The sequence below is a fragment of the Flavobacterium sp. 9R genome (assembly GCF_902506345.1).
Lineage (GTDB): Bacteria > Bacteroidota > Bacteroidia > Flavobacteriales > Flavobacteriaceae > Flavobacterium.
Genome location: NZ_LR733413.1, coordinates 3252882 through 3274842, shown reverse-complemented (window position 1 = coordinate 3274842; position 21961 = coordinate 3252882). Strand labels below are relative to the sequence as shown.

At 31.6% G+C, this 21961-nt stretch carries 18 protein-coding genes; 2 read left to right on the top strand and 16 right to left on the bottom strand.

Features of this window, described 5'->3' with window-relative positions:
* Window positions 1-128: 128 nt before the first annotated feature.
* From FLAVO9AF_RS14405 to FLAVO9AF_RS14325, 16 genes are all read right to left on the bottom strand, one after another.
* Window positions 129-1955, bottom strand: coding sequence for a hypothetical protein (locus FLAVO9AF_RS14405; protein ID WP_159690355.1), 1827 nt, complete (start codon window positions 1953-1955; stop codon window positions 129-131).
* Window positions 1956-2484: 529 nt separating this feature from the next.
* Entirely contained in the window at window positions 2485-3576 is a 1092-nt protein-coding gene (locus FLAVO9AF_RS14400; RefSeq protein WP_159690352.1) for an SPFH domain-containing protein, read from the bottom strand.
* A 709-nt stretch (window positions 3577-4285) separates the two neighbouring features.
* Window positions 4286-4864, bottom strand: a complete 579-nt coding sequence (locus tag FLAVO9AF_RS14390; RefSeq protein WP_159690349.1) for a hypothetical protein — start codon at window positions 4862-4864, stop codon at window positions 4286-4288.
* 103 nt (window positions 4865-4967) lie between these two features.
* Entirely contained in the window at window positions 4968-7979 is a 3012-nt protein-coding gene (locus FLAVO9AF_RS14385; RefSeq protein ID WP_159690347.1) for a histidine kinase, read from the bottom strand.
* On the bottom strand, window positions 7957-8712 hold the full coding sequence (locus FLAVO9AF_RS14380; RefSeq protein ID WP_159690343.1) for a LytTR family DNA-binding domain-containing protein: 756 nt from the start codon (window positions 8710-8712) through the stop codon (window positions 7957-7959). The genes FLAVO9AF_RS14385 and FLAVO9AF_RS14380 overlap by 23 nt, the downstream gene beginning before the upstream one ends.
* Window positions 8713-9004: 292 nt before the next feature.
* Complete coding sequence (locus tag FLAVO9AF_RS14375) at window positions 9005-9454, bottom strand: MerR family transcriptional regulator (RefSeq protein ID WP_159690338.1); 450 nt, start codon at window positions 9452-9454, stop codon at window positions 9005-9007.
* Window position 9455: 1 nt separating this feature from the next.
* Complete coding sequence (locus FLAVO9AF_RS14370; protein WP_159690335.1) at window positions 9456-10715, bottom strand: tyrosine-type recombinase/integrase; 1260 nt, start codon at window positions 10713-10715, stop codon at window positions 9456-9458.
* A gap of 341 nt (window positions 10716-11056) precedes the next feature.
* Entirely contained in the window at window positions 11057-12292 is a 1236-nt protein-coding gene (gene serB, locus FLAVO9AF_RS14365) for a phosphoserine phosphatase SerB (protein WP_159690333.1), read from the bottom strand.
* Between the two features lie 218 nt (window positions 12293-12510).
* A complete protein-coding gene (clpX, locus tag FLAVO9AF_RS14360; protein ID WP_159690330.1) occupies window positions 12511-13743 on the bottom strand; it encodes an ATP-dependent Clp protease ATP-binding subunit ClpX in 1233 nt (410 codons plus the stop codon).
* Window positions 13744-13830: 87 nt separating this feature from the next.
* Window positions 13831-14502, bottom strand: coding sequence for an ATP-dependent Clp endopeptidase proteolytic subunit ClpP (gene clpP, locus FLAVO9AF_RS14355; protein WP_159690328.1), 672 nt, complete (start codon window positions 14500-14502; stop codon window positions 13831-13833).
* Window positions 14503-14711: 209 nt separating this feature from the next.
* Window positions 14712-16037: a trigger factor gene (locus FLAVO9AF_RS14350; RefSeq protein WP_159690326.1), complete on the bottom strand. Its 1326-nt coding sequence runs from the start codon at window positions 16035-16037 to the stop codon at window positions 14712-14714.
* 217 nt (window positions 16038-16254) lie between these two features.
* Window positions 16255-16971 (bottom strand): hypothetical protein, encoded by a 717-nt coding sequence (locus FLAVO9AF_RS14345; protein WP_159690324.1) that lies wholly within the window; start codon window positions 16969-16971, stop codon window positions 16255-16257.
* A 172-nt stretch (window positions 16972-17143) separates the two neighbouring features.
* A complete protein-coding gene (locus tag FLAVO9AF_RS14340) occupies window positions 17144-17956 on the bottom strand; it encodes an MOSC domain-containing protein (protein ID WP_159690321.1) in 813 nt (270 codons plus the stop codon).
* Between the two features lie 235 nt (window positions 17957-18191).
* Window positions 18192-18533: a phage holin family protein gene (locus FLAVO9AF_RS14335; RefSeq protein WP_159690319.1), complete on the bottom strand. Its 342-nt coding sequence runs from the start codon at window positions 18531-18533 to the stop codon at window positions 18192-18194.
* Between the two features lie 165 nt (window positions 18534-18698).
* Window positions 18699-19463, bottom strand: a complete 765-nt coding sequence (locus tag FLAVO9AF_RS14330) for an alpha/beta fold hydrolase (protein WP_159690317.1) — start codon at window positions 19461-19463, stop codon at window positions 18699-18701.
* 11 nt (window positions 19464-19474) lie between these two features.
* Window positions 19475-20188, bottom strand: a complete 714-nt coding sequence (locus FLAVO9AF_RS14325) for a pyridoxine 5'-phosphate synthase (RefSeq protein WP_159690314.1) — start codon at window positions 20186-20188, stop codon at window positions 19475-19477.
* A gap of 114 nt (window positions 20189-20302) precedes the next feature.
* On the opposite strand from FLAVO9AF_RS14325, the gene FLAVO9AF_RS14320 reads away from it, so the two are divergent.
* Window positions 20303-20962, top strand: coding sequence for a CBS domain-containing protein (locus FLAVO9AF_RS14320; protein WP_159690312.1), 660 nt, complete (start codon window positions 20303-20305; stop codon window positions 20960-20962).
* A 34-nt stretch (window positions 20963-20996) separates the two neighbouring features.
* Window positions 20997-21881, top strand: coding sequence for an NAD kinase (locus tag FLAVO9AF_RS14315; protein ID WP_159690309.1), 885 nt, complete (start codon window positions 20997-20999; stop codon window positions 21879-21881).
* Window positions 21882-21961 lie beyond the last annotated feature (80 nt).

Below are 21961 nucleotides of genomic sequence, written 5' to 3'. Positions count from 1 at the left end.
AAAGCCATATTCAATATCACAATCAAAAGATTCAGCTTAAATGAATGAATGTTACCTAATTACAGAGATAATGAAAAAGATAAATTATGTCCTGAACTATTTAGGTTAATCTAGAATAGTTACAAATATTAAAAATCTTTTACAAAGACCAAAGCAGATGACTCCCAGTTCTTTCTTGAAAAGCCAAATGAATTGTTAAAAGATTCATATACCAATCCAAGGTCAGAATTCTCATTACTAGTCCAAAATGTTTCGCCTTTTAAATCGATAATGTTTTTTTGTTTTGCAATTAATTTAAAATCAGATTCTGAAGGTAACCTCCAATTTCCATTATTTTCATTTGAGTATTCCATACTTTTTTGTTTCGATATTTCAAGTGTATTAACTCTATCAGTAATAATAACTTCGGAACATATTATTCCATGTTCATTCGTATCATCTAGATAGATAATTGTCCCACCATCATAATTTTTTCCCAATACAAAATTAGGATTTGTATTCGATTCAATGTTTTCTTCAGAAACGGTATCATAGTTATTATATGTTGAATCGTTACTTTCTGATGCTGTTTGATAAGTATTTATATTTGAGTTATTTTCTTTACTGTATTTTGGCGCAACTGTTGTTATAACATCATCTTCTTTATTATTACTGTAATCTGAATTCTTACTTATTGAAAATCCGTAAATAATCAACACTATAAGCGTTACTAAATGCAGTATCGAAATATTCGCTTTAGCATCACCCATCCGTTCCCCACGCAGAGTTTTATACTCATCGAACTTACCGTATTTAGATATAAAAGATTTTCCTGTTTTAACATCACGTTCCGAATGAGGAATTGCACAAATTATAAAAACAAAAAAGAGGCAGACTCCTAATCCTTTCAAAAAAGTCTCACCAGTATAATTGCAATATATTATTGCAAAAAGATAAGGCGCCGTTAAATGAACCCAATTCCAAAAACTAAGTTTCATTGTGGCATTTGCAATGAACCCCCCTATATTATCTTTTTTTTCTGTGTTTGTTTTTAATCTACTTTTGTTGGTAAAGCAATAAGTCATACCTTCTTTATTGGTATTTTCATCCTCCAAAAGTTCAAAACCTTTAGCCATTAATTCACCACTTAGTTGTGTTTTTTTATCTAATATTAAAAAAAATCTAATATATTCGTTTACTTTCAATGAATTTAAACAATTTTGGTCAAATTCTAAACAACCGATTAAGTTAATGGTTAATGAATCTATTCTGTTAACATTTGCACTTAAACTTGTAACTACATCTTGACTAAATTTCTTTAGTTTTGTATTGTTTGAAAGAGAAATTGAATTGATTTTTTTAAAAAAAAAGTTTGGTCTAAATTGAGGAATATCATCTAAAACAACTATTTCATTTTCTGATATATCTAATTCTATTGTACTAAATTTTGATAAATACTTAGTGCTACATAATTTGTTATTCTTTAAGTCGAGACTTCCTAATAGATGCCCGTTATTGATTTTAGCAAAATCTTCTAAATTTGTTAATTTATTGTTAGATATATACAAATTTTCCAATTTCGTATACCTTTCAATTCCACTAAGGGAATTAATATTATTATCATTTAAGCAAAGTGATACTATTTCTACTAATTCATTATCTGAGAACCAAGAAGTAATTTCTTCCAAAGATTCTATCCCTCTATTTACCAAAGAAAGTTCTCCTCCATAATCAATTATATTTTCTTCTTTTTTATATTTAAACTTACCTGACTTCGTAAGATGAAGTACATCTTTCTTTTCTGTTTTTTGTGTTGATATTTGAGGTTTTGTTTTAATACTACTTTCCTTAATTCTAGTGTCAGCTTTTGTCATTTTTTGTATTAAGTTCCCACAAAAAGCACAAAACATAGTGTTTTTTCCCTCAGGCAATTGATTTGAAGCCCCACAGGAAGGGCAGTTAATTATTTCACTCATAATTTTAGAAATATGTATTTAACGATTAAACTCTTTCATTCTTCTTATTAACTCTTTATGTTCTTCATTCCATTTTGCCGTTATAATTTTAGAGTCACATTCTTGAATTATATTAATTCATTGATTTTTATTTAGTTTAATAAACTTTCTTGAATTCTTTCTAATACTGCTTTCATGATTTTTTTTGATTAATTGTGGATGTATTTTTCGATATCATTAAAAATGCTATTTCAATAAAAAGGATTAAAATAAAACCGATAAAATATAGGTTATCTTCTATTTCAAGTGGACTTAAAACGGCTAAAACATAAGATGCAAAACCTAAAACGGGAAAAATAATAGATAAGCTTACCTTGAATCCACTACTTAGTTGACTATTTGCTAGATTGTAAATCAGCAATGTATTAATCAGTATTACAACATCAGAAGACATACAATTTAAAAGAGGATAATATGATAAAACAAAACCAACCAATGAGTTAACGACAATTAGAAGAAATCCGAAATAGAGTATTAGTTTATTCATAATTTATAAGATGGGTGGAGGTGTTTGACTAAAAAGAATTTTTAATTCATCAAAATCAGTTATTAATTTCCAATTGTCGATACCTTGCCTCCAAACCATAGTTTGTCTAGTGATTTCACCATGACTAATCATAGTTTTTATTAGATTAATATCATTTATTGGAGTTGACTGATTATCAATTAAAAAATGAAATTGAATTGGAGGTGGAGGTGGAGAGGAATTAGTATTTAAGTTACTAGATATGGAGTTCATCTGGCTTCCTAGTCCTGAACCAAGCCCTAGTCCTAATCCAGCACCGATTAAATTTCCAGCAACTCCACCTTCATTTTGAGCTACTTTATCTAAAACATCAAAACTTCTATCCATTTGATAAAGGTCTTTTCCTGCAATTTTAATCTTTGCAACAAGGTCTTTAGCTTCTTTTAGTTTTTCAATGCTCTTGTCATTTTCGGGGACATTGATAGATAGAAAATAAAAATTTACTAATTCTAACCCAAATCGCTTAAATTCTTCTGAAATTTTGTCTTGGCAGTATAATGACAACTCTTCCAAGTAAACATTAATTTCTAAAATCGAGATACTGTCCAGAACTAATTTTTTTGAAATTAAACTAGTGAGAGATGAAATGATTTTACCTTTAAAATACTCTTGAATTTTATCTGCTGAATATGAAGTTAAATTTCCTGCTAAATTTTCTAAAAACATCCTTGGATTACCAATTTTAAAGCCATATTGTCCAAAAGCCCGTACAGGAATAATGATTGCATATTTAGGGTCTTCCAATAATATAGGTGATGTTGTTCCCCATTTATTATCCAATTTTGTTAGTAAATTAACAAACCAAACTTCTGCTTGAAAAGGAGATTTTTCGCCAAATGGGAGATTAATTATTTTATTGAGTAGAGGTATATTCTCTGTTTTAATGGTGTGTGTACCATTTGTAAATTCATCAAATATTACCCCTCCTTTAATGAAAAAAGCATATTGTGCTGGGTTAACAACTATTTGTGTACCTATTCGTAAATCATCAGAAGGGAATTTCCATATAAATTGATTATCTTCTGCTTGATAATTTACTACATCTATTATTGCCATATTCAAAAATTTCAAATCAAACCTACATTAAAAAAACTACTCAAGAATTTACAGTTAGTTACCGTACAAATTCTGTGATTTAACGTTTACTTTTTAAGTTTCACGAGCATATTTTAAAATTTCAATTAACATATTATAACCTGTTGAGTGATATTTAAATAAAATAAAAACTAAACCACATAGAATCATAGATTAATAGCAAATCAACATAGAAAAACAGAAATAGAACTATTTCTAGTATAGATGAGCTATGTGAATAGTAGAACGTCAATTTATTTCTATAAAAAAACTACAAATTCTATGATTCTAGCATGCACTGAGGTATAGACTTGTGGTAAAAAATTTCACCCAACGAGTATATGATAGTATAAAATGTAAAGAAAATTAAGCATTATACCCAAATTGGCGTGAAATAGAAGTTATGGATAATACTAGTGAATTGAAGCGTTTGGGATTGCTTATTAAGCAATTGAGGACAACTCGTGGATTGTTGCAAGCAAAACTAGGTTTGAGTATTTTAAAAGACTAACAATCTATATATAAAGTTGAAGCAGGGAAATTAAACCCTGCCTATCTTTATCTTCTTGCAATATCTAAAGCACTGAAGTAACTGTAAGTAAATTACAAGGTATTTAATAACACCTGGACTTTAGTTGTTGATTAAGTTCATAGCAAAAAACTATTCATTTTGAATAGTTTTTGCATCCTCTCAAAGTTTATATTCTTCTATTTTTGAAAAAGTCCCCGTTATTTTAGAATCACCACGGTAATATTGTATTTTATCAAAGCTAAACTCACCACTCATAGTTACTCCATCAAAAAACGTTATTTTTAATTGTCCGACAGTAGATTCTTGTAGACGATATTCAACACTTGAAAGCCCACCAAAAATAATGTCAAATTGAAAAAAAGAAGTTTTTACATCATAAATCTGTCCTTGTTTTATACTACCATTTATATCAAAATCAACTCTTCCTATTCCTTGCAAAGAAATTTCTGTAGGTGAAGATGGGATATATTCTATATCACCACTAATTGAAAAACGATTTGTGCCATCACTATTTTTCAACCTCATCCAAGTAAATGTATTAATTTTTTTATTATTAGTATATTCAAAATGTTCTTGATAATTAGAATCATTTATTTTTAAAGAAACCCTTGAGTCTTTATCAATGCCATCAGCATTAATAGTGTCGTTCCATTCCTCAATCTCTTTACTACAACTGGTAAAAGATGACACTGTTATAATTACGAGACAAACACTTTTTAAAAATTTAAATCTATCCATTTTATTATTGTTATTTGATTAATACAATCAAAATTATAATAAGGGAAATTAGAAAAGGATTGGAATTAGTTTCCGTTATGGTTTAGTAATTAAACGTTGAAGATTACTCAATTTGTAGTTTCAAAACTACTGTAGTCCCTTCATTAGGTTTTGAGGAAATGTCAATTGAATGTTCATTATTTTCTTGAAATAACGCTATACGTTCTTTTACCAAAGTTATCCCTTTTGAGGTGTGAAGTTTACTTAGATTTCCCGATAGCATTCCTTTTCCATTATCGATTATCTTACATAATAGATAATTATCCTTTTGCTTAAATGATAATGTTAATTTTGGGTGTACGGATTTATTATCAAAAGCATGGACAAATACATTTTCTATGAAAGGTTGAAGTAACATTGGAGGGATTTCAATCTCAAACAAATCCAGTTCTTCGTCAACTAAAAGTTCAAAAACAACTTGATTTTTAAAACGCATATTCTCTAGCGTTATGTAGGATTTTAAATATTCAATTTCGTCTGCTAATGCAATTCGTTGCACTGATGAATTATTAAGTGTTTGACGAATTATTTTTGAAAATTCCCCCATATACATTAGAGCATCATCTGTGTTGTTATCGATGATATAATTCTGTATAGAATTCATAGCGTTGAAAATAAAGTGAGGGTTCATTTGGCTTTGTAGGGCTTCCATTTTGGTTTCCGCTAAACGCTTTTGAATTTCATATTTCGCTTTTTCTTCTTTTTTGATTAATCGAACTCTATTTAAATAAATTAGATAAGCAAAAATTAAGAGAAGGATAAAACAACTTAATAAAAACCACCATGTTTTCCAGAATGGGGGAGTTACAGTTATATGGAGTATCTTCGTTTGAAAGAAATCACCTGTTCCTGTATTTTTACCTTCTATAACTAATTTATATTTTCCATTCGGGATTCCAAGCAATTGAATTTTATTATTCGATTCAAAATTGTTCCAATTATTTGATAAGCCAATAACTTTATAACGGTAAACATTTTTATCAGCATTGAAAATAGTATTTGCGGAAAAGACAATCTCTACATCATTGTGATTGTAATCGAGTTTTAATTCATTATGATTATAAGTATTCCAAGTAATATTGCTATTTGTAAATAATTTTCCATTTACTTTGATTGTGGAAATATTGATTGGTTTTTTGTTGCTTTCGTTGCTTTTTAGAACTTCTGTAACATTCAGTTGAATTAATCCATCATTAGTTGCAATTAGTAAATTACCTTTTTTGTCTTTTATACAATCGTTAAATTGAATATCTGTTAAACCTTCAGATTTATTAATGAGCTTGATAAATTTATTGTTTTGGACAATATTGATTCCTTTATTTGTTCCAATAAAATAAGTGTTTTTTGAATGCTCTACAAACGAAATAGAAGTTCCATAAAGCTCTCTATAAGGTTTGTAAATGTGTAAAATATCGAGTGCAGTTCCGTTCCATCTTGCGATGTAAACCTTTCCGCTGTTTGTTCCAATTACTAATTGACCATATTCGTTAATTATTAAATCTTTGATGAAATTTTCTTTGAATTTTAAAGAATGAAATTTATTATTTTGAAGTAAATACATTCCTTTTTGATGAGATGCAATCCAAATCCTATTCCCTTCTTTTACTATTTTTGTTATATCTTTTGGAACGGATGAGTCTTTAACTGAAAATTCTCTAAAATAATTCCAATCATATTTATTAGACATAAAATAAATATTAAAATACATAAGTCCATAATAGGCATGGTCTTTTTCATCAAAAACTAAATGACCACCATCAAGAAATTTATGAAATAGGATTTTATAATTTTTATCAAAACAAAATGTTCCTATAGTTGTATTTACCCAAATGTTACCTTCGTTATCTGGCATAATATTGAAAGAAGTAAAATTATTTCTTGTGTAGAACTTTTTATAATCCTTATCAGTTTTAGTATTTACACCTTTTTGTTGGAGATAATTTAAAATCTTTTTCCAAATAGATGCTTTGTCGAATAGAGTATATTTTAAATCTTTGTGAAGAAGTAAAATATTGTCTTTTGCTCCAATCCAAGTAGTATTGTTGGCATCATTATACAATTCTTGAATTTCCAGTTCTTTTAATCCAAAAAAAGAAGGTTTCAGAAAATTAATCTGCTTACTTAAATCAACTCGATAAATTCCTTTATCACCAGAACCGACCCAAAGTTGTTTGGTTTCTTTGTCATAAAGCAAGCACCATAGCATAGTGGATGTAATATTTGCTTGTTTTGTAATATCTGTTAACTTACCGTTATGGTATTTGAATAATCCTCCTTTTGGGTCAGTCACATTCCATGACGCACAATAAATATTGTTATCATCATCTTTTGCAAAATCCCAAATAATTGGAGTTGGAATTGTATTTTCTTTATTGGTTTTTAGATTTCTCACAAACAAAAATCTGTTGGCTCCACCGCTTAAGTAGGTATTGTCGCTAACAAAAGAAGAATAAGATATTATTGGTGTAAATACTTTTTCTAGCCTAGAATTATGAATATCTTTATCAATGATTAGATTAAATACGTTACTATAAGAAGCCGTAATATAAATTTTCTCACTAGTTTCTTCTATTCCTACAACTTGAAAACTTCCCCAAGAGGTATTTTGAAAGAGTGATTTAAAATGCTTACCATCAAATAATCCAAGTCCTTTTTCAGTAGCAAGAATCAAACATCTATATTTTTTTGAATAATGAATTTTGCGAATAGCATTATTTACCAATCCGTCTTTTTCGTTATAATATACAAACTTTTTACCATCGTATTTTGCCAATCCATGTCCATATAATGACAACCACAGATTTTTCTTTTCATCTTCTACAATAGACCAAACACTGTCGTATTTCAATCCACTTGTTTCGTTAAATATTTTTAAAACTGAACCGTCATAACAACATAATCCAGCTTCAGTGCCAATCCAAAGTAACCCTCTACTGTCTTTATAAAAACATTTGATATCATTACTAGGTAAACCATCATTGATTGTGATATTTACACTGGGACTAATTTGAGCAACAACTATTTCAATAAAAAAAAATAGTATAAATATGAGTTTATTTTTTTTGGATGATAGCATTGATGAAATTTTCTTTTTGTCTAACAGAAACGGGAAGTGTTTCTCCATTTGCTAATTCTACCACTAATTCGTTAGCCTTACTGAAACGGTTAACATAGTTTAGATTTACTAAATAGGATTTATGAATTCTTTGAAAAATGGAACTTGGAAGTAGTTCTTCAATATATTTTAAAGTCTTGGATAAGATAATATTTTTGCCATCTAAGCAAACAATTTTACAGTAATTACTATCAGCTTCACAATACAAGATTGCATTCGTTTTAAGCAATTCAAATCCATTTTCAGTTGGTAGTGCAATTCTGTTAAACTCTGAGCCACCAGTATCAACATTCTCTAGTAGTAATCTTAATTTTTCTTCTTGTGATGCTTTATTTTGCTTACTATCATATTTCTTGATGGTTTCCAACAAATCGATATAATTTATCGGTTTTAGCAAATAATCCAAAGCACTACACTTTATGGCATCAATAGCAAATTCTGAATGTGCCGTTGTGAAAATAACTTCAAATTTCACTTTGTCCAACTCTTTAAAAAGCTGAAAACCATTTTTATTAGGCATTTGTATATCCAGAAAAACTAATTCTGGATTATATTTTTCTATTGATAAAATTGCTTGGTCGACACTTTCACATTTGTCAAGAATTAAAAATTTATCAGGAAAATAGCGTGTCAAAAGTTTTTCTAAAAACTCCCTAGCGTTGTATTCGTCATCTATTATAATGGTCTTAATCATTTTATAAATGTAAAAATATTTAAGTTAATTCCTAAGATTGAATTAGTAAACGTAGGTTTAATTGAGGTTATCGCAAAGGTGTAAAGTTAGAATCCTTCAAAAATCCCTAATCTTAAATAAGGTAAAGTTGAATAGACAAGGATACGTCAAAAAAATAATCGCATAGAATTATATCTACTTATGAAGGGGGATTAATCTTGAATTGGTTTTAGTAATCTAAATTTTCAGAATAACCTTTCAGCTTAAGCAGTTAGTGAGAAACTACCTCAAAAAATTGAATTGACGGTCATTATTATTTGTACTTACCTGTTCTCAAAAGTTCTACTGTTGATTCAGATAAATATCTTTTCCTTGCAGATTCTTCTCTCACTGGCAAATTATGTATTCTGACAAGATGGTTTATATTTTGTGACGTAAGACCTAATTTTTCACAAACTTCTTTTATTAAATACTCTCTCTCATTACTAGCCACTATTGGTTTATTTTTTTGCTCTTTCAAACTATTATTTCTTAACTCCCTTAATTTAGATTTCATAGCAAATTGAAAAGCCCTTATAAAATTAGATGATTTTCTTTCAAATTCCCACTCAATATCCCTTAAACTTTTATTTGGATTATGCATTATATAATCTGCAACAAATGTATTCACTGCGGACTGAATAACACTATTACACCCTACAACTCCTGTCAATTCTAATTTATTAATTTCATTAACTATTTGATTTGCTTCTTGTTTAGTCATATTACAATTCGTTAAATATTTTTACGTTTTCTGAGATTAATTCATAATCAGGATTAATATACTTTTGTAAAGTAGATATTTTTCTGTGCCCAGTCATTTTCATTATAGCATTTACACTCACATTGTTATTTATTAAATGGGTGATAAACACCCTCCTTGCTGTATGAAAAGTAATTAAATCAAATTTAGGTTTAGTATCACCATCTACTCCATATTCATATTCTTCTTTAAAAACATCAATAGTTGCTAAAGCTTCATGCAAATATTTATTTGCATTTTGGTCAGTCATTAAACCTATATTAAAATCATACTTCTCAAGTATTTCAATGCATTTTTTTGTTAAGGGTACTTCAATATTAACTTTTGTTTTTTGATTATTAAGTTTTAGGATTTGCACACCGTTTTTATCTTTAATCTTTGATTTTTTTACAAATCCAATATCACCATAACGCAAACCTGTATGACAAGCAAAAATCCACATATCAATCGCTTTTTGCTGAGGCACAATTTTAAAATCATTTTCCTGTATTAACTTAATTTCACTAAGTAGTGGTGTATAATAATCCTTTTCTTCAATTGTAACTTTGTATTTTAGTATTGCTTCGATATCATGAAGAAAAGCATTCTCTTTGAGCCAAGTACAAAAATTTTTCAGTACACCAAATCGTTTATTTCTGGTTTTGTCATTTTGCTTTTTCGTTAGAAATTCATAACCTTTAACTTGAGGTCTTGGAGAAGCCAGAAACGTATTAAATTTATCTAACCAAATTTTAGTAGTCAAGTCAGTTGGATAAATGGTGTTATTTAAAACTTTACTATAATCTTTCAGTGCATTATACGTGGATTTATAATCCTTTAGAGATTGAATACTTTTTTCAGGAGAATTAAATTCAATGCTCTTGTAAAGTAAAAAATCAGAAAAACATTCTAATAGATTAGCTTCAACTTTTGACCTTTTGAGTTGAATACCTGAATCAAGTTGTTGACTCACTATTGAACTATTTGGTTTTATACCATTTACATTGATAAAATCTTCAATAATTTGTTCTACGAGCTTATGTGCTTTTTTAACAATTTCGTTCTTGCTTGAAGACTCACAATCTGATGATTTTACAGTTGAAGATTTTTTGTCAAAATCTTTTGGCTTAACCACAACACCAGTCCGATACCTAACAGGATTTCCATTATGTCTATAGTAAATTACAATAAATTTTTCTTTTTCAGAATTTTGTCTATACAAGGTCACATTTGAAAATGCCATATTTTTATCAGGAACACATTAGGAACACAAATATATGAAAATAGTGAAAATACAGAAAATCAATAGAGAAAATTTAATTGATATTTTTATCAAAATCCCTTTAAAATCAATACTTTTTAAACAAAACTAAATTTTAGAGAAAATTATGATAGAGGACAGTCATCCCGACTTCTTTAAATCAAAAATCCCACTTACCAAGTGTAAATGGGATTTTGTTTTTCTACAAATAACTTAAAACTTACTGTAACCTAGTTTTATCATTTTTGTCAAATCGAGCGTAGTTGAGATTGATTGTCCTCGACTGCGCTCGAACTGACAAAAATAAGATTGTTTTGCAAACACTACTCTTGCATCATATCGATGTGTCGGTCATGATAACCTAATAAATATAATACTCCATCTAATCCTAAACTCGAAATGGAAGTCGAAGCACTTTCTTTTACTTTTGGTTTAGCGTGAAAAGCTATTCCTAGTCCGGCTAAATTCAACATAGGCAAATCATTGGCACCATCTCCTACAGCTATGGTTTGGTTAATATGAATGCCTTCTTTTTCAGCAATAGCCTTTAAGTATTCGGCTTTCTTTTGACCGTCTACGATTTCTCCTAAATAATTACCCGTTAACTTACCATCTTTAATTTCTAACTGATTGGCATACACATAATCGATACCCAATTCTTTTTGCAAATATTCTCCAAAATAAGTAAAGCCTCCAGAAAGAATAGCTGTTTTATAGCCATAATACTTCAAGGCCTTCATCAAGCGATGAGCCCCTTTGGTTATTGGAAGATTGATGGCTACATTTTGCAATACTTCTTCGCTCAAGCCTTCTAGAAGCGCCATACGTTTTTTGAAACTTTCACTAAAATCAATTTCTCCATTCATAGCCGACTCAGTAATCGCTCTTACTTCATCTCCTACTCCGGCCAACTCAGCCAATTCATCAATTACTTCGGTTTGGATTAATGTCGAGTCCATATCAAAACAAACCAAACGACGATTACGACGGTACATATTATCTTCTTGAAAAGAAATATCTACATTCAAATCACGAGATACATCCATAAAACTTGAGGTCATTGCGATTTTGTCCAATAAACTTCCTGTTACGGATAATTGAATACAAGAACGAGGATATTCTTCTTTTTCGACTACAGAAGCTCTTCCTGTCAATCGTATAATTGAATCGATATTTAATTTATTATTCGATAAAATTTGAGTCACTGCGGATAACTGAACCGCAGTTAATTCTTCACCCAATACATTGATGATATAGCGCTGTTTGCGTTGGGCTTTCACCCAATTTTCATAGTCTTCGATTGTTACTGGAGTAAACTTTACTTTAATCCCCAATTCATAGGCTTTAAACAATAAATCTTTTAAAACAGGACCAGAATTTGAGCCTTTTTCAATTTCGAATAAAATACCTAAAGATAAAGTATCGTGTATATCGGCTTGGCCTATATCCAAAATAGTGGCACCATAAGTCGCCAAAATAGAAGTTAAACCAGCGGTTACTCCTAATTTATCCTGCCCAGAAACTTTTAACAAAATTATTTCTTTATCTTCTATTGCCATTTTGCGAACGATTTAATGAGTGCCAAAAATCGGGATTCTATTGATTAAAAAAAAGGACTTTGATGTTTTTATCGAAAGTGAAAATAATGTTTTAAACCATCTCATTTTATGAGTAAATTCGAAACAAATGACCTTATTTAAGGTCAAATCATTAACGAAGAAAGCTCAAAAACATTCGTTTTTGAGCTTTCTTTTGCTTTTATTGTACTAGAAATTACTTAAGAAGCAATCTCCAAACGTTTCAATAAGTTTTTATTTAAGGTTTCTTGAGCGTAATCTTTATCGATTGCTAATACTTTATCGTCTGAACTTGGTAATTCATACATAGCATCGGTTAAGACGGCTTCGCATAAAGAACGTAAACCACGGGCTCCTAATTTGTATTCTAAAGCTTTATCTACAATAAAATCTAATGCTTCATCCGTAATACTAAACACAACGTCATCCATCAAGAATAACTTTTCATATTGTTTGATTAAAGCATTCTTAGGCTGCGTCAAAATTGCTCTCAAAGTAGCTCTATCTAGAGGGTCCATATGCGTTAAAACAGGCAAACGACCAATGATTTCAGGAATCAGACCAAAATCCTTAATGTCTTTTGGAATAATGTACTGCAATAAATTGTCTTTGTCGATATTATCCTCATTTTTAGAAGTTGAATAACCAACCGCTTGGCGATTCAAACGTTTAGAAATAATACGTTCAACACCGTCAAAGGCACCACCAGCAATAAACAAAATATTTTGAGTATTCACTTCAACAAACTTTTGGTCCGGGTGTTTACGTCCACCTTTTGGCGGAACATTTACCACGGTTCCTTCTAACAATTTCAATAACGCTTGTTGCACTCCTTCTCCAGAAACGTCACGAGTAATAGAAGGATTATCGCTTTTACGAGCAATTTTATCAATCTCATCTATAAATACAATTCCTCGCTCTGCTTTGGCTACATCATAATCTGCCGCTTGCAACAAACGAGTCAAGATACTCTCCACATCTTCTCCAACATAACCAGCTTCTGTCAAAACCGTAGCATCAACAATCGCTAAAGGAACATCCAGCATTTTAGCAATACTTTTGGCTACCAATGTTTTCCCAGTACCTGTTTGCCCCACCATAATGATGTTGCTTTTCTCGATTTCTACATCGTCATCTAATTGTTGTTGCATCAAACGCTTGTAGTGGTTGTACACCGCTACAGACATCACTTTTTTGGTTTGCTCTTGACCAATAACGTATTGGTCCAAAAATGCTCTAATTTCTTTTGGTTTTTTCAAAATCAAATCACCCACTAACTTAGAGTTACCGTTTGATTTTAATTCTTCGAGAACAATTCCGTGTGCTTGCTCGATACATTTGTCACAAATATGTGCATCTATACCCGCAATCAATAAATTGGTCTCTGATTTTTTCCTTCCACAGAAAGAACATTGTAACTGTTGTTTTGCCATCTTTTGAGGTTAGAAGTCAGAGGTTAGAAGTTAGAAGTTGTTGGGTATTCCACCTCTAACTTCTAATTTCTAATTTCTAACTTTATTTTATCTTCTTAAAACTTCATCTATCATTCCGTATTCCTTTGCTTCATCAGAAATCATCCAATAATCGCGCTCGCTATCCGCATATACTTTATCAAAAGATTGACCTGAATGATGAGAAATGATTCTATACAATTCGTCTTTCAATTTCAACATCTCGCGTAAGTTGATTTCCATATCCGAAGCTACACCTTGTGCTCCTCCTGATGGCTGGTGAATCATTACACGTGAATGAGGCAAAGCCGAGCGTTTTCCTGCTGCACCAGCACATAATAAAACAGCTCCCATAGAAGCGGCCATACCAGTACAAATAGTCGCTACATCAGGTTTGATGTATTGCATCGTATCATAAATTCCTAAACCTGCATATACGCTTCCGCCTGGTGAATTCAAGTAAATCTGGATATCTTTGGATGCATCGGCACTTTCTAAGAATAACAACTGTGCTTGAACAATATTGGCAATTTGGTCATCGATTCCTGTTCCTAAGAAAATGATTCTATCCATCATTAATCTTGAAAAAACATCCAATTGAGATACGTTCAATTGACGTTCTTCAATAATGTATGGAGTCATATTCGTTGGATTCATTGCTGCAACGATTTTATCGTAATACATAGCATTTACTCCTTGGTGCTTTGTAGCAAATTTTTTAAATTCTTTACCGTAGTTCATTTTTTTTAAAGTTTAAAAGTTTAAAGTTTAAAAGTTTAAGGTGTAATCTATAAATCCTTACTATTTAAACAAAAGAGCGTCAAAAAAAATCTTTTGACGCTCAAATATAACTATTTTTTACGGTTTCAGTTTTCTAATGAAATCATAAAGTTTAGCTCTCATTTTCTGAAATCAAACTTTCAACTTCAATCCTCTACCTCTACTATAATTTATTCTCCGTAAGAAGCGGCAATAAATTCTTCGTAAGTAACTTCTTTAGTCGTTGGATTCGCTTTTTCTTTAAACAATTCCAATAATTTAGCAGCAACTACTTGGTCAGAAAGTCTTCTTACTTCTTCTTGATTAGACAATACTCTAGCAACAATTCCTTGTACTTCCTCATCCGATGGATTTGTTTGTCCGAATTGTGCCATTTGTTGTTTGATGGCATTGGTAGTAAAGGTTTTCAAATCCTCAAAAGTGATTTGAATGTTACTTTGTGCCATTGCTCTTCCTTCGATTAATTGAAAACGCAATCCTTTTTCTGAACGTGCATATTCAACTTCAGCTTCAGCAGGAGATAATTTTTTCTCACCAACAGTTTGCAACCATTTTTTCAAGAATTCAGCTGGCAAATCAAATTTAGTGTTGTCAATCAAAAAGTTTTGAACATCAGCCAATAATTTTTGATCTGCTTGTTGAGCGAATTGCGCCTCAGCATCTTCTTTGATTTTTGCTTTCAATTCTTCTAATGTAGCTACATTTCCTTCACCAAATAATTTATCAAACAATTCTTGGTTCAATTCTGCTGGCTCAGAAGCATTGATTGCTTCGATAGTAAAATCAACATCAACTGCTAAGTCGTGTACATTATCGTGTCCTACTTTTAGGTAGTCCATCAATTGGTGATCGTCTTCAAATAAACCTTTAGTGTTTACCGTTACAACATCACCTACTTTTTTACCAATAAATAAATCTTGAGTCGCTTTGTCTTTGAAAGTATCTAATGCAATTGTTGTTGGATTGTTGATTCCATTTGCTTCGCTAGAGAAAATTCCAGTTAAATCACATCCTTCAGCAACCACTTCTTGAGGAATTGCTTTTCCAAATTGTTTTTGAATACGCGCTACTTGCCCGTCAATTAATTTATCATCAGCAGTAACGATGTATTTTACGATGTCGTTTTTAGCTTCTAAATCCAATTCAAAGTTAGGCACTAAACCAATTTCGAACTCAAAAGTCAATTCTTCTGCTGACCAATCTCTATTTTCATCTTCTTTTGCAAGAGGAGTACCTAAAAGATTCAATCTTTCAGACTGAATGTAACGCTCCAAAGCTAAATCAATTACTTTTTTAACTTCTTCTATTTTGATTGCTTTTCCGTATTGTTTTTCAACCAAATCTTTTGGCACAGCACCTTTTCTAAAACCTTTAACTTGCGCCAATGGCATTTTTTCATTGATTCTTTTGGCTACTTGACCTTTGTAATCCATGTGTACCACATTCATCACAATTGTTTCAGTCACAGCATCTATAGCTACTCTTTTAATATCCATCTTCTTCTTTTATTTACATTATAAAATTGGGTGGCAAAATTATAAAATTTTCAACTGGCAAACAAGCTTTTTATTTCCAACCTTTTGAATTGAAAAACAAGTAATTATTTAATTGATAATTGACCCATTTTGAGATGCAATTATAAAGCTTAACTGACCTCCACTAAAGTTGGCTTTTCAAAAAGAATATCAAATCAATACCCAAAATTCTGCCAGTTTAATTATTGAAGTATACTCGATTCCAAATGACTTCATTAAAATTTTTCCCTTTCATAAAAAACGCATACATACCAACCGCAAAAACGGATTTAAACATAAATAAATAGATAATGATTGGCGCCATTGCAACTGTTTTACTCAAATTGCTTTCTGGAACAAAAGCGCTAAAAAGCAAACTAAGTAAGGCTGTGAAAATCACAAAATTTAGGATGTTTTTAAAAGGAGTCACCAACAACTTTCGGGCAGGATGCAAATCCTCACCCCATTTATGAATTAAATAGTAATACCCATTTCCCAATGGAGCAAACAAAAGCGGATCATCATAGCTAAGCAACTGAAAGGTTTTGGAAGTAGCCATTATTTTAAATCCTTGCAAGGTGGTTTGATGCAAATTTTCGAGTCTTCGAATCTCAGAAATAGCTTCAACAGGAAGATTATCTTTAAAATAATGGCTGTCTAAAAAACGTAAACGATACGCTATGCAAATTGCTTTGATTTGGTCAATATGAAAAATCTTATCCGTTTCGAGTAAATCGATTATAAATTCATTTTGGTTTGTTGAACTTTTCTCCCGAATGGTAGACTCAATCCTATTTCTTTCTTGCGTATTCTGAGATAAAATTTGCTCCACTTGATGTAATAAAGTGTCGACATCGATTACTTTTTGACGGTCTTGTAGTAACTTCTCCTGCACGTTTGTCTTATCTAGTAACATCTTGTTTTTGTTTTTGGTATTTATACTCTCTTCATTTCTATTCTAATTGAAGATAAAGCATTCGCCAAAAACAAACAACTACCAAGCTGACTTTAAGCCAGTTGAACGAAAGTTAAAATTGAAAACAAAAAACAGTTTTGATTTTGGAATGTTAAAAATTTCAGCAACAGTTTTAAACCCGTTTTTTAATTGACAAAACATCACCTACCGCTACTAGACCTATAGTTGGTCCAATCAAGTTTTGACCAAAGAGCACATTATTCCCTTTCATTCGATATTTAGCCAAAGTTTTAAGTGGCTCTTTGCCAGCAATAACGCCTCTTTCTTGATCGATTGTAGTCATTACGCAACGCCCGCAAGGTTTTACTCCATAAAAAAGCAAGGTACCAATATTGAATTCCCTCCAAGTGTCTTCTTCATAGGGCTCCCCACCAGTAAACACGAAATTGGGTCGAAAACGACTCATATTGATTGGGCTTTTTAATCGATTATTCAAATCGTCCAATGAGGACTGACCGATTATTAAAAAAGGATAGGCATCGGAAAAAGAAGTAACATCCGAGGACGAAATTGCATAGTCCGTATCTACTTTTCTGTGACTATCATCGGGCATATAAACCAAACGAGCAGAGAATCCTAAAATAGCAGAAAACCACGCTGAAATTGCTGCATCAACTTCGAAAGCTTCTATAGCATCCTCCCAAACTGTTACTGTAAACAAAGCTTGGTCTTTGGTATAACAAAGAGGCACTTCGATAAAAGAACCCGTTTTCCGATAGGTTATAACCATTCCGCTTGTACGCATTTCAGGCTGAAAAAGTGCCAAAACTGCGTGCTCTCGCTGTGATAAAAACATTCCGTTTTCGTCTACTAACAACCAGCGCCTGTCGTGCTCCAAACCACGATCTGTTAGCCGTGCTTGCGACAAAGAAATCCCGCCAAGAGATTTCACTGGATAAATCCAAATTTCTGATAATAGCAACATAATTCTGCTTATTGTAACAACTATACTCTTTCCTTTTTCTATCTTTTATTTGTAATCGGAATCACAAATAATCATCCTTTTACAATTCTCTTTTGGGTTGATAAAGAAGAATTTTATTCACTAGCCCCGGTAGGAGCGGCATCCTTTGTCTTTTTTTTTCAAAAAGACAAAGATATAGCGGATGACGGGACAAATCGTTCTTATATAAACAATAGTGGTGCTCCTAAAAAGCTTCCTACTCTTTTATAAAAATCTTATAGGATATCGATTGTAATATTGAAAGTACAACACTAAAAACTAAAGCTGTCCAAAAAGAATCTACTGTAAATCCTCCTACAATTTTGGTACACATAATAATTACGATTGCATTGATTACGAGTAGAAACAATCCTAAAGTAAAAATAGTAAACGGCAAAGTGAATAAAATCATTATGGGTTTGATAAAAATATTAATTATCCCCAAAACGAAAGCGACAATAAGAGAGGTGACAAAACTAGCCACATGAACTCCAGACATAAAGTTGGCGATGAGTAAAACCAATACAGCAGTGATTACAAGACGGAGTATTATTTTCATATATGTAAAAGTTATTTGTTAGTGATTATATAGGGTATGCTTCGCCAATTCGCTTCCCTCGGGTCGCCTTTTCTTTATCGATGTTTGTTTGCAACAAACCTGTTTAATGGCGATTTCATAATTATTTGATTTTGAATAAAAATATTAAAAAGAAATGATGTGTGCTTACTTTTTGAAAAAATCCATACAGAATTCAAAAAACAAAGCTGGGTTCTCTGCATGAAGCCAATGTCCAGCACCTAAAATAGTTTTTATCTCTGAATTAGGAAATTGACGTTTTATTTCTGGGATATCATTGTCTTCGATATACTTTGAATTACCTCCTCGAATAAAAAGTGTCGGCAAATCAACATAACTATCTTCTGGAAGTGGTCTGCCAATTTGCTCAATTTTTTGATTAAAGACATTTAAATTGAATCGAAAAGCCAATTGTCCAGGTTCCTTCCAATACAAACTTTTCAATAAAAATTGTCGCGTTCCAAAGTCAGGAATAGCAACTGAAAGTAAAGCATCTACTTCATTCCGACTTGGCTTTATTGAAAAATCAACTGAATTTAAGCCACTAAGAATATCTTGATGATGCGGTGCATAATACTTAGGACCAATATCGGCAACGACTAGCTTACAAATCAATTCTGGATAAGTCGCAGCCAAAAGCATTGCCACTTTACCTCCCATAGAATGTCCAATGATATCGATGTTTGCTAAACTATTCGCTTTACAATAGTCGTACACATCTTGCACCATCAACTCATAACTAAAATCATCCGAGTGAAAACTGCGTCCGTGATTTCGCAAATCCAAAAGATGTACTTCAAACCCTTCTGCCGCGAATTGAACCCCTAGGGTTTTCCAATTATCTGACATTCCAAGAAAGCCGTGCATAATAACTAAAGGCTGACCCGAACCTTCTATTTTTGAGTATAGCATATAGACTTTGTTTACTTCAACTTTTGCAAATACATATTAACTACATTATCCAATCCTAGATAAATAGCCTCAGAAATTAGCGCGTGACCAATAGAAACCTCTAACAAACCAGGAATATTTTGTTTGAAAAACTGAATATTATCCAAACTCAAATCGTGTCCAGCATTAATACCTAGTCCCAACTCGTTAGCCAACTGTGCTGCTTGGACATAAGAATCAATTCCTTTAACATTTCCAAGTCCGTACTCGTGAGCAAAAGCTTCTGTATACAATTCAATTCTGTCTGTTCCTGTTTTTTTTGCACCTTCAATCATATCGAGCAAAGGGTCAACAAAAATTGAAGTTCGAATACCATTGCGTTGAAATTCTTGAATCACCTCTGTCAAATAAGATTCATTGGCAATCGTATCCCAACCAGCAGAAGAAGTAATGGCTCCAATGGCGTCTGGAACCAAAGTCACTTGAGTCGGTTTGCATTCTAACACCAAATCGATAAAATTGTGTTGTGGATTGCCTTCGATGTTGTATTCTGTATACACAATTGATTTTAAATCGCGAGCATCTTGATAGCGAATATGACGTTCATCTGGACGTGGATGTATTGTAATTCCTTGAGCTCCAAATTTCTGAATATCAGTGGCCACTTGCAGTAAATTTGGGACATTCCCTCCTCTGGCATTACGCAACGTAGCTATTTTATTGATGTTTACGCTTAACTTTGTCATATTAAATTAAATAATTGATACAAATATCTTGTTGAGAGAACAAAAATACAAAGTAAAACCTAGGACTTTTTGCCTTTTTTTGATTATTTTGCATAAAATATTTCGGATAGAAAGATGACAGAAATTTTAAACTACATAACCAACGACTACAAAGCCCTTGACAGCCAAGAAACTATTTTTGATGCACAAGACCGCTTAGATGAAATTTCTTTTTCTCATTTCCCTGTCGTAGAGGAAGGCGTTTATATTGGATGCATTATCAAGGATGACCTTGAGACCTTTGATGGAGACAAAAAAGTAGCTGATTACCGCTTTACTTTAGAACCTTTTTATGCAAGAACAACGATGATTTGGTTGGATGTTTTGGAGGTTTTTGCAAAAAATCATACCAATTTAGTTCCTGTTTTGGATGAAAACAACCATTATAAGGGCTATTATGAAATTGAAGACATCATCAAATTTTTTCACGAAACCCCTTTTTTAAAAGAACAAGGCGGAATCATTATAGTCCAAAAAGGTGTTTTGGATTATTCGATGAGCCAAGTGGCTCAAATCGTAGAGAGCAATAATGGGAAACTTTTAGGTTTGTTTGTTTCTGAAGCAACTACAGAAAACGTCCAGATTACAATAAAAATTAGTTTAGGTGGAATGAATGATATCATACAAACATTTAGACGTTATAATTATGAAATCATTTCTGAACATCAAGAAGACAATTATATCAATAATCTAAAAGAACGTTCCGATTATTTAGACAAGTACCTTAATATATAGGTAATCAAATACCGACAATCCTCCAAAAACAATTATGAAAGTAGCCATATACGGACAATATTATTTAGTTAGTACAGAGCCCATTATTAAAGATATTTTTGTTTTTTTCAATGAAAACAACATCGAAATGGCCATTGAAGCTACTTTCTTAGAAATGTTATACGAAAAGAAAATTGTACGCAAAGAATATAAAACTTTTAGTTCTCACGCAGAACTAGACAGTAGTTTTGATATGCTCATAAGTATAGGTGGTGACGGTACTATGTTAAGAGCGGTAACCTTGGTTCGCAATTCTGGTGTTCCTTTACTTGGAATTAATGCTGGAAGATTGGGATTTTTAGCCAATGTCCAAAAAGAGAATATTGCTGCGTTTATGCAATTAGTTTTGGATAAAAAATACACTTTATCAAAAAGAACATTACTCAGCTTAACTTGTTCGCCAGAAAACGAGTCTATTCTTGAATTAGACTTTGCATTGAATGAAGTTACAGTTAGTCGCAAAGACTCAACTTCAATGATTACTATAGAAACTTATTTGAACGGGGAGTTTTTAAATTCGTATTGGGCCGACGGATTGATTATCGCAACACCAACTGGAACAACTGGATACTCATTAAGCTGTGGCGGACCTATTTTAACCCCTGATGTAAAAAGCTTAGTAATAACCCCAATAGCTCCTCATAATCTTAATGCTAGACCACTTGTAATCTCAGATGATACAGAAATTGTACTTCGAGTAACAGGTAGAGAGGATCAATATTTGGTTTCACTCGATTCGAGAATTACTTCCATACAAAATGAATCCGTTTTGACCATCAAAAAAACACCGTTCCAAATTAATATGATTGAAATTCAGGATGAAACTTTTTTAAAGACATTACGCAATAAACTACTTTGGGGAGAAGATAGGAGAAACTAATTTTTTTTATTTAAACACCTCTATACGATATCAATAGAATTTGCCGTTTTGATTATCCAAGAATGATAGCAAATAAAATA

Coding starts and splice junctions, on each gene's coding strand:
- FLAVO9AF_RS14370 (WP_159690335.1), bottom strand. CDS start 10,715: ATGGCATTTTCAAATGTGACCTTGTATAGACAAAATTCTGAAAAAGAA.
- FLAVO9AF_RS14340 (WP_159690321.1), bottom strand. CDS start 17,956: ATGTTGCTATTATCAGAAATTTGGATTTATCCAGTGAAATCTCTTGGC.
- FLAVO9AF_RS14320 (WP_159690312.1), top strand. CDS start 20,303: ATGACAGAAATTTTAAACTACATAACCAACGACTACAAAGCCCTTGAC.
- FLAVO9AF_RS14390 (WP_159690349.1), bottom strand. CDS start 4,864: ATGGATAGATTTAAATTTTTAAAAAGTGTTTGTCTCGTAATTATAACA.
- FLAVO9AF_RS14400 (WP_159690352.1), bottom strand. CDS start 3,576: ATGGCAATAATAGATGTAGTAAATTATCAAGCAGAAGATAATCAATTT.
- FLAVO9AF_RS14330 (WP_159690317.1), bottom strand. CDS start 19,463: ATGCTATACTCAAAAATAGAAGGTTCGGGTCAGCCTTTAGTTATTATG.
- FLAVO9AF_RS14385 (WP_159690347.1), bottom strand. CDS start 7,979: ATGCTATCATCCAAAAAAAATAAACTCATATTTATACTATTTTTTTTT.
- FLAVO9AF_RS14350 (WP_159690326.1), bottom strand. CDS start 16,037: ATGGATATTAAAAGAGTAGCTATAGATGCTGTGACTGAAACAATTGTG.
- clpX (WP_159690330.1), bottom strand. CDS start 13,743: ATGGCAAAACAACAGTTACAATGTTCTTTCTGTGGAAGGAAAAAATCA.
- FLAVO9AF_RS14380 (WP_159690343.1), bottom strand. CDS start 8,712: ATGATTAAGACCATTATAATAGATGACGAATACAACGCTAGGGAGTTT.
- FLAVO9AF_RS14335 (WP_159690319.1), bottom strand. CDS start 18,533: ATGAAAATAATACTCCGTCTTGTAATCACTGCTGTATTGGTTTTACTC.
- FLAVO9AF_RS14375 (WP_159690338.1), bottom strand. CDS start 9,454: ATGACTAAACAAGAAGCAAATCAAATAGTTAATGAAATTAATAAATTA.
- FLAVO9AF_RS14315 (WP_159690309.1), top strand. CDS start 20,997: ATGAAAGTAGCCATATACGGACAATATTATTTAGTTAGTACAGAGCCC.
- FLAVO9AF_RS14345 (WP_159690324.1), bottom strand. CDS start 16,971: ATGTTACTAGATAAGACAAACGTGCAGGAGAAGTTACTACAAGACCGT.
- clpP (WP_159690328.1), bottom strand. CDS start 14,502: ATGAACTACGGTAAAGAATTTAAAAAATTTGCTACAAAGCACCAAGGA.
- FLAVO9AF_RS14325 (WP_159690314.1), bottom strand. CDS start 20,188: ATGACAAAGTTAAGCGTAAACATCAATAAAATAGCTACGTTGCGTAAT.
- FLAVO9AF_RS14405 (WP_159690355.1), bottom strand. CDS start 1,955: ATGAGTGAAATAATTAACTGCCCTTCCTGTGGGGCTTCAAATCAATTG.
- serB (WP_159690333.1), bottom strand. CDS start 12,292: ATGGCAATAGAAGATAAAGAAATAATTTTGTTAAAAGTTTCTGGGCAG.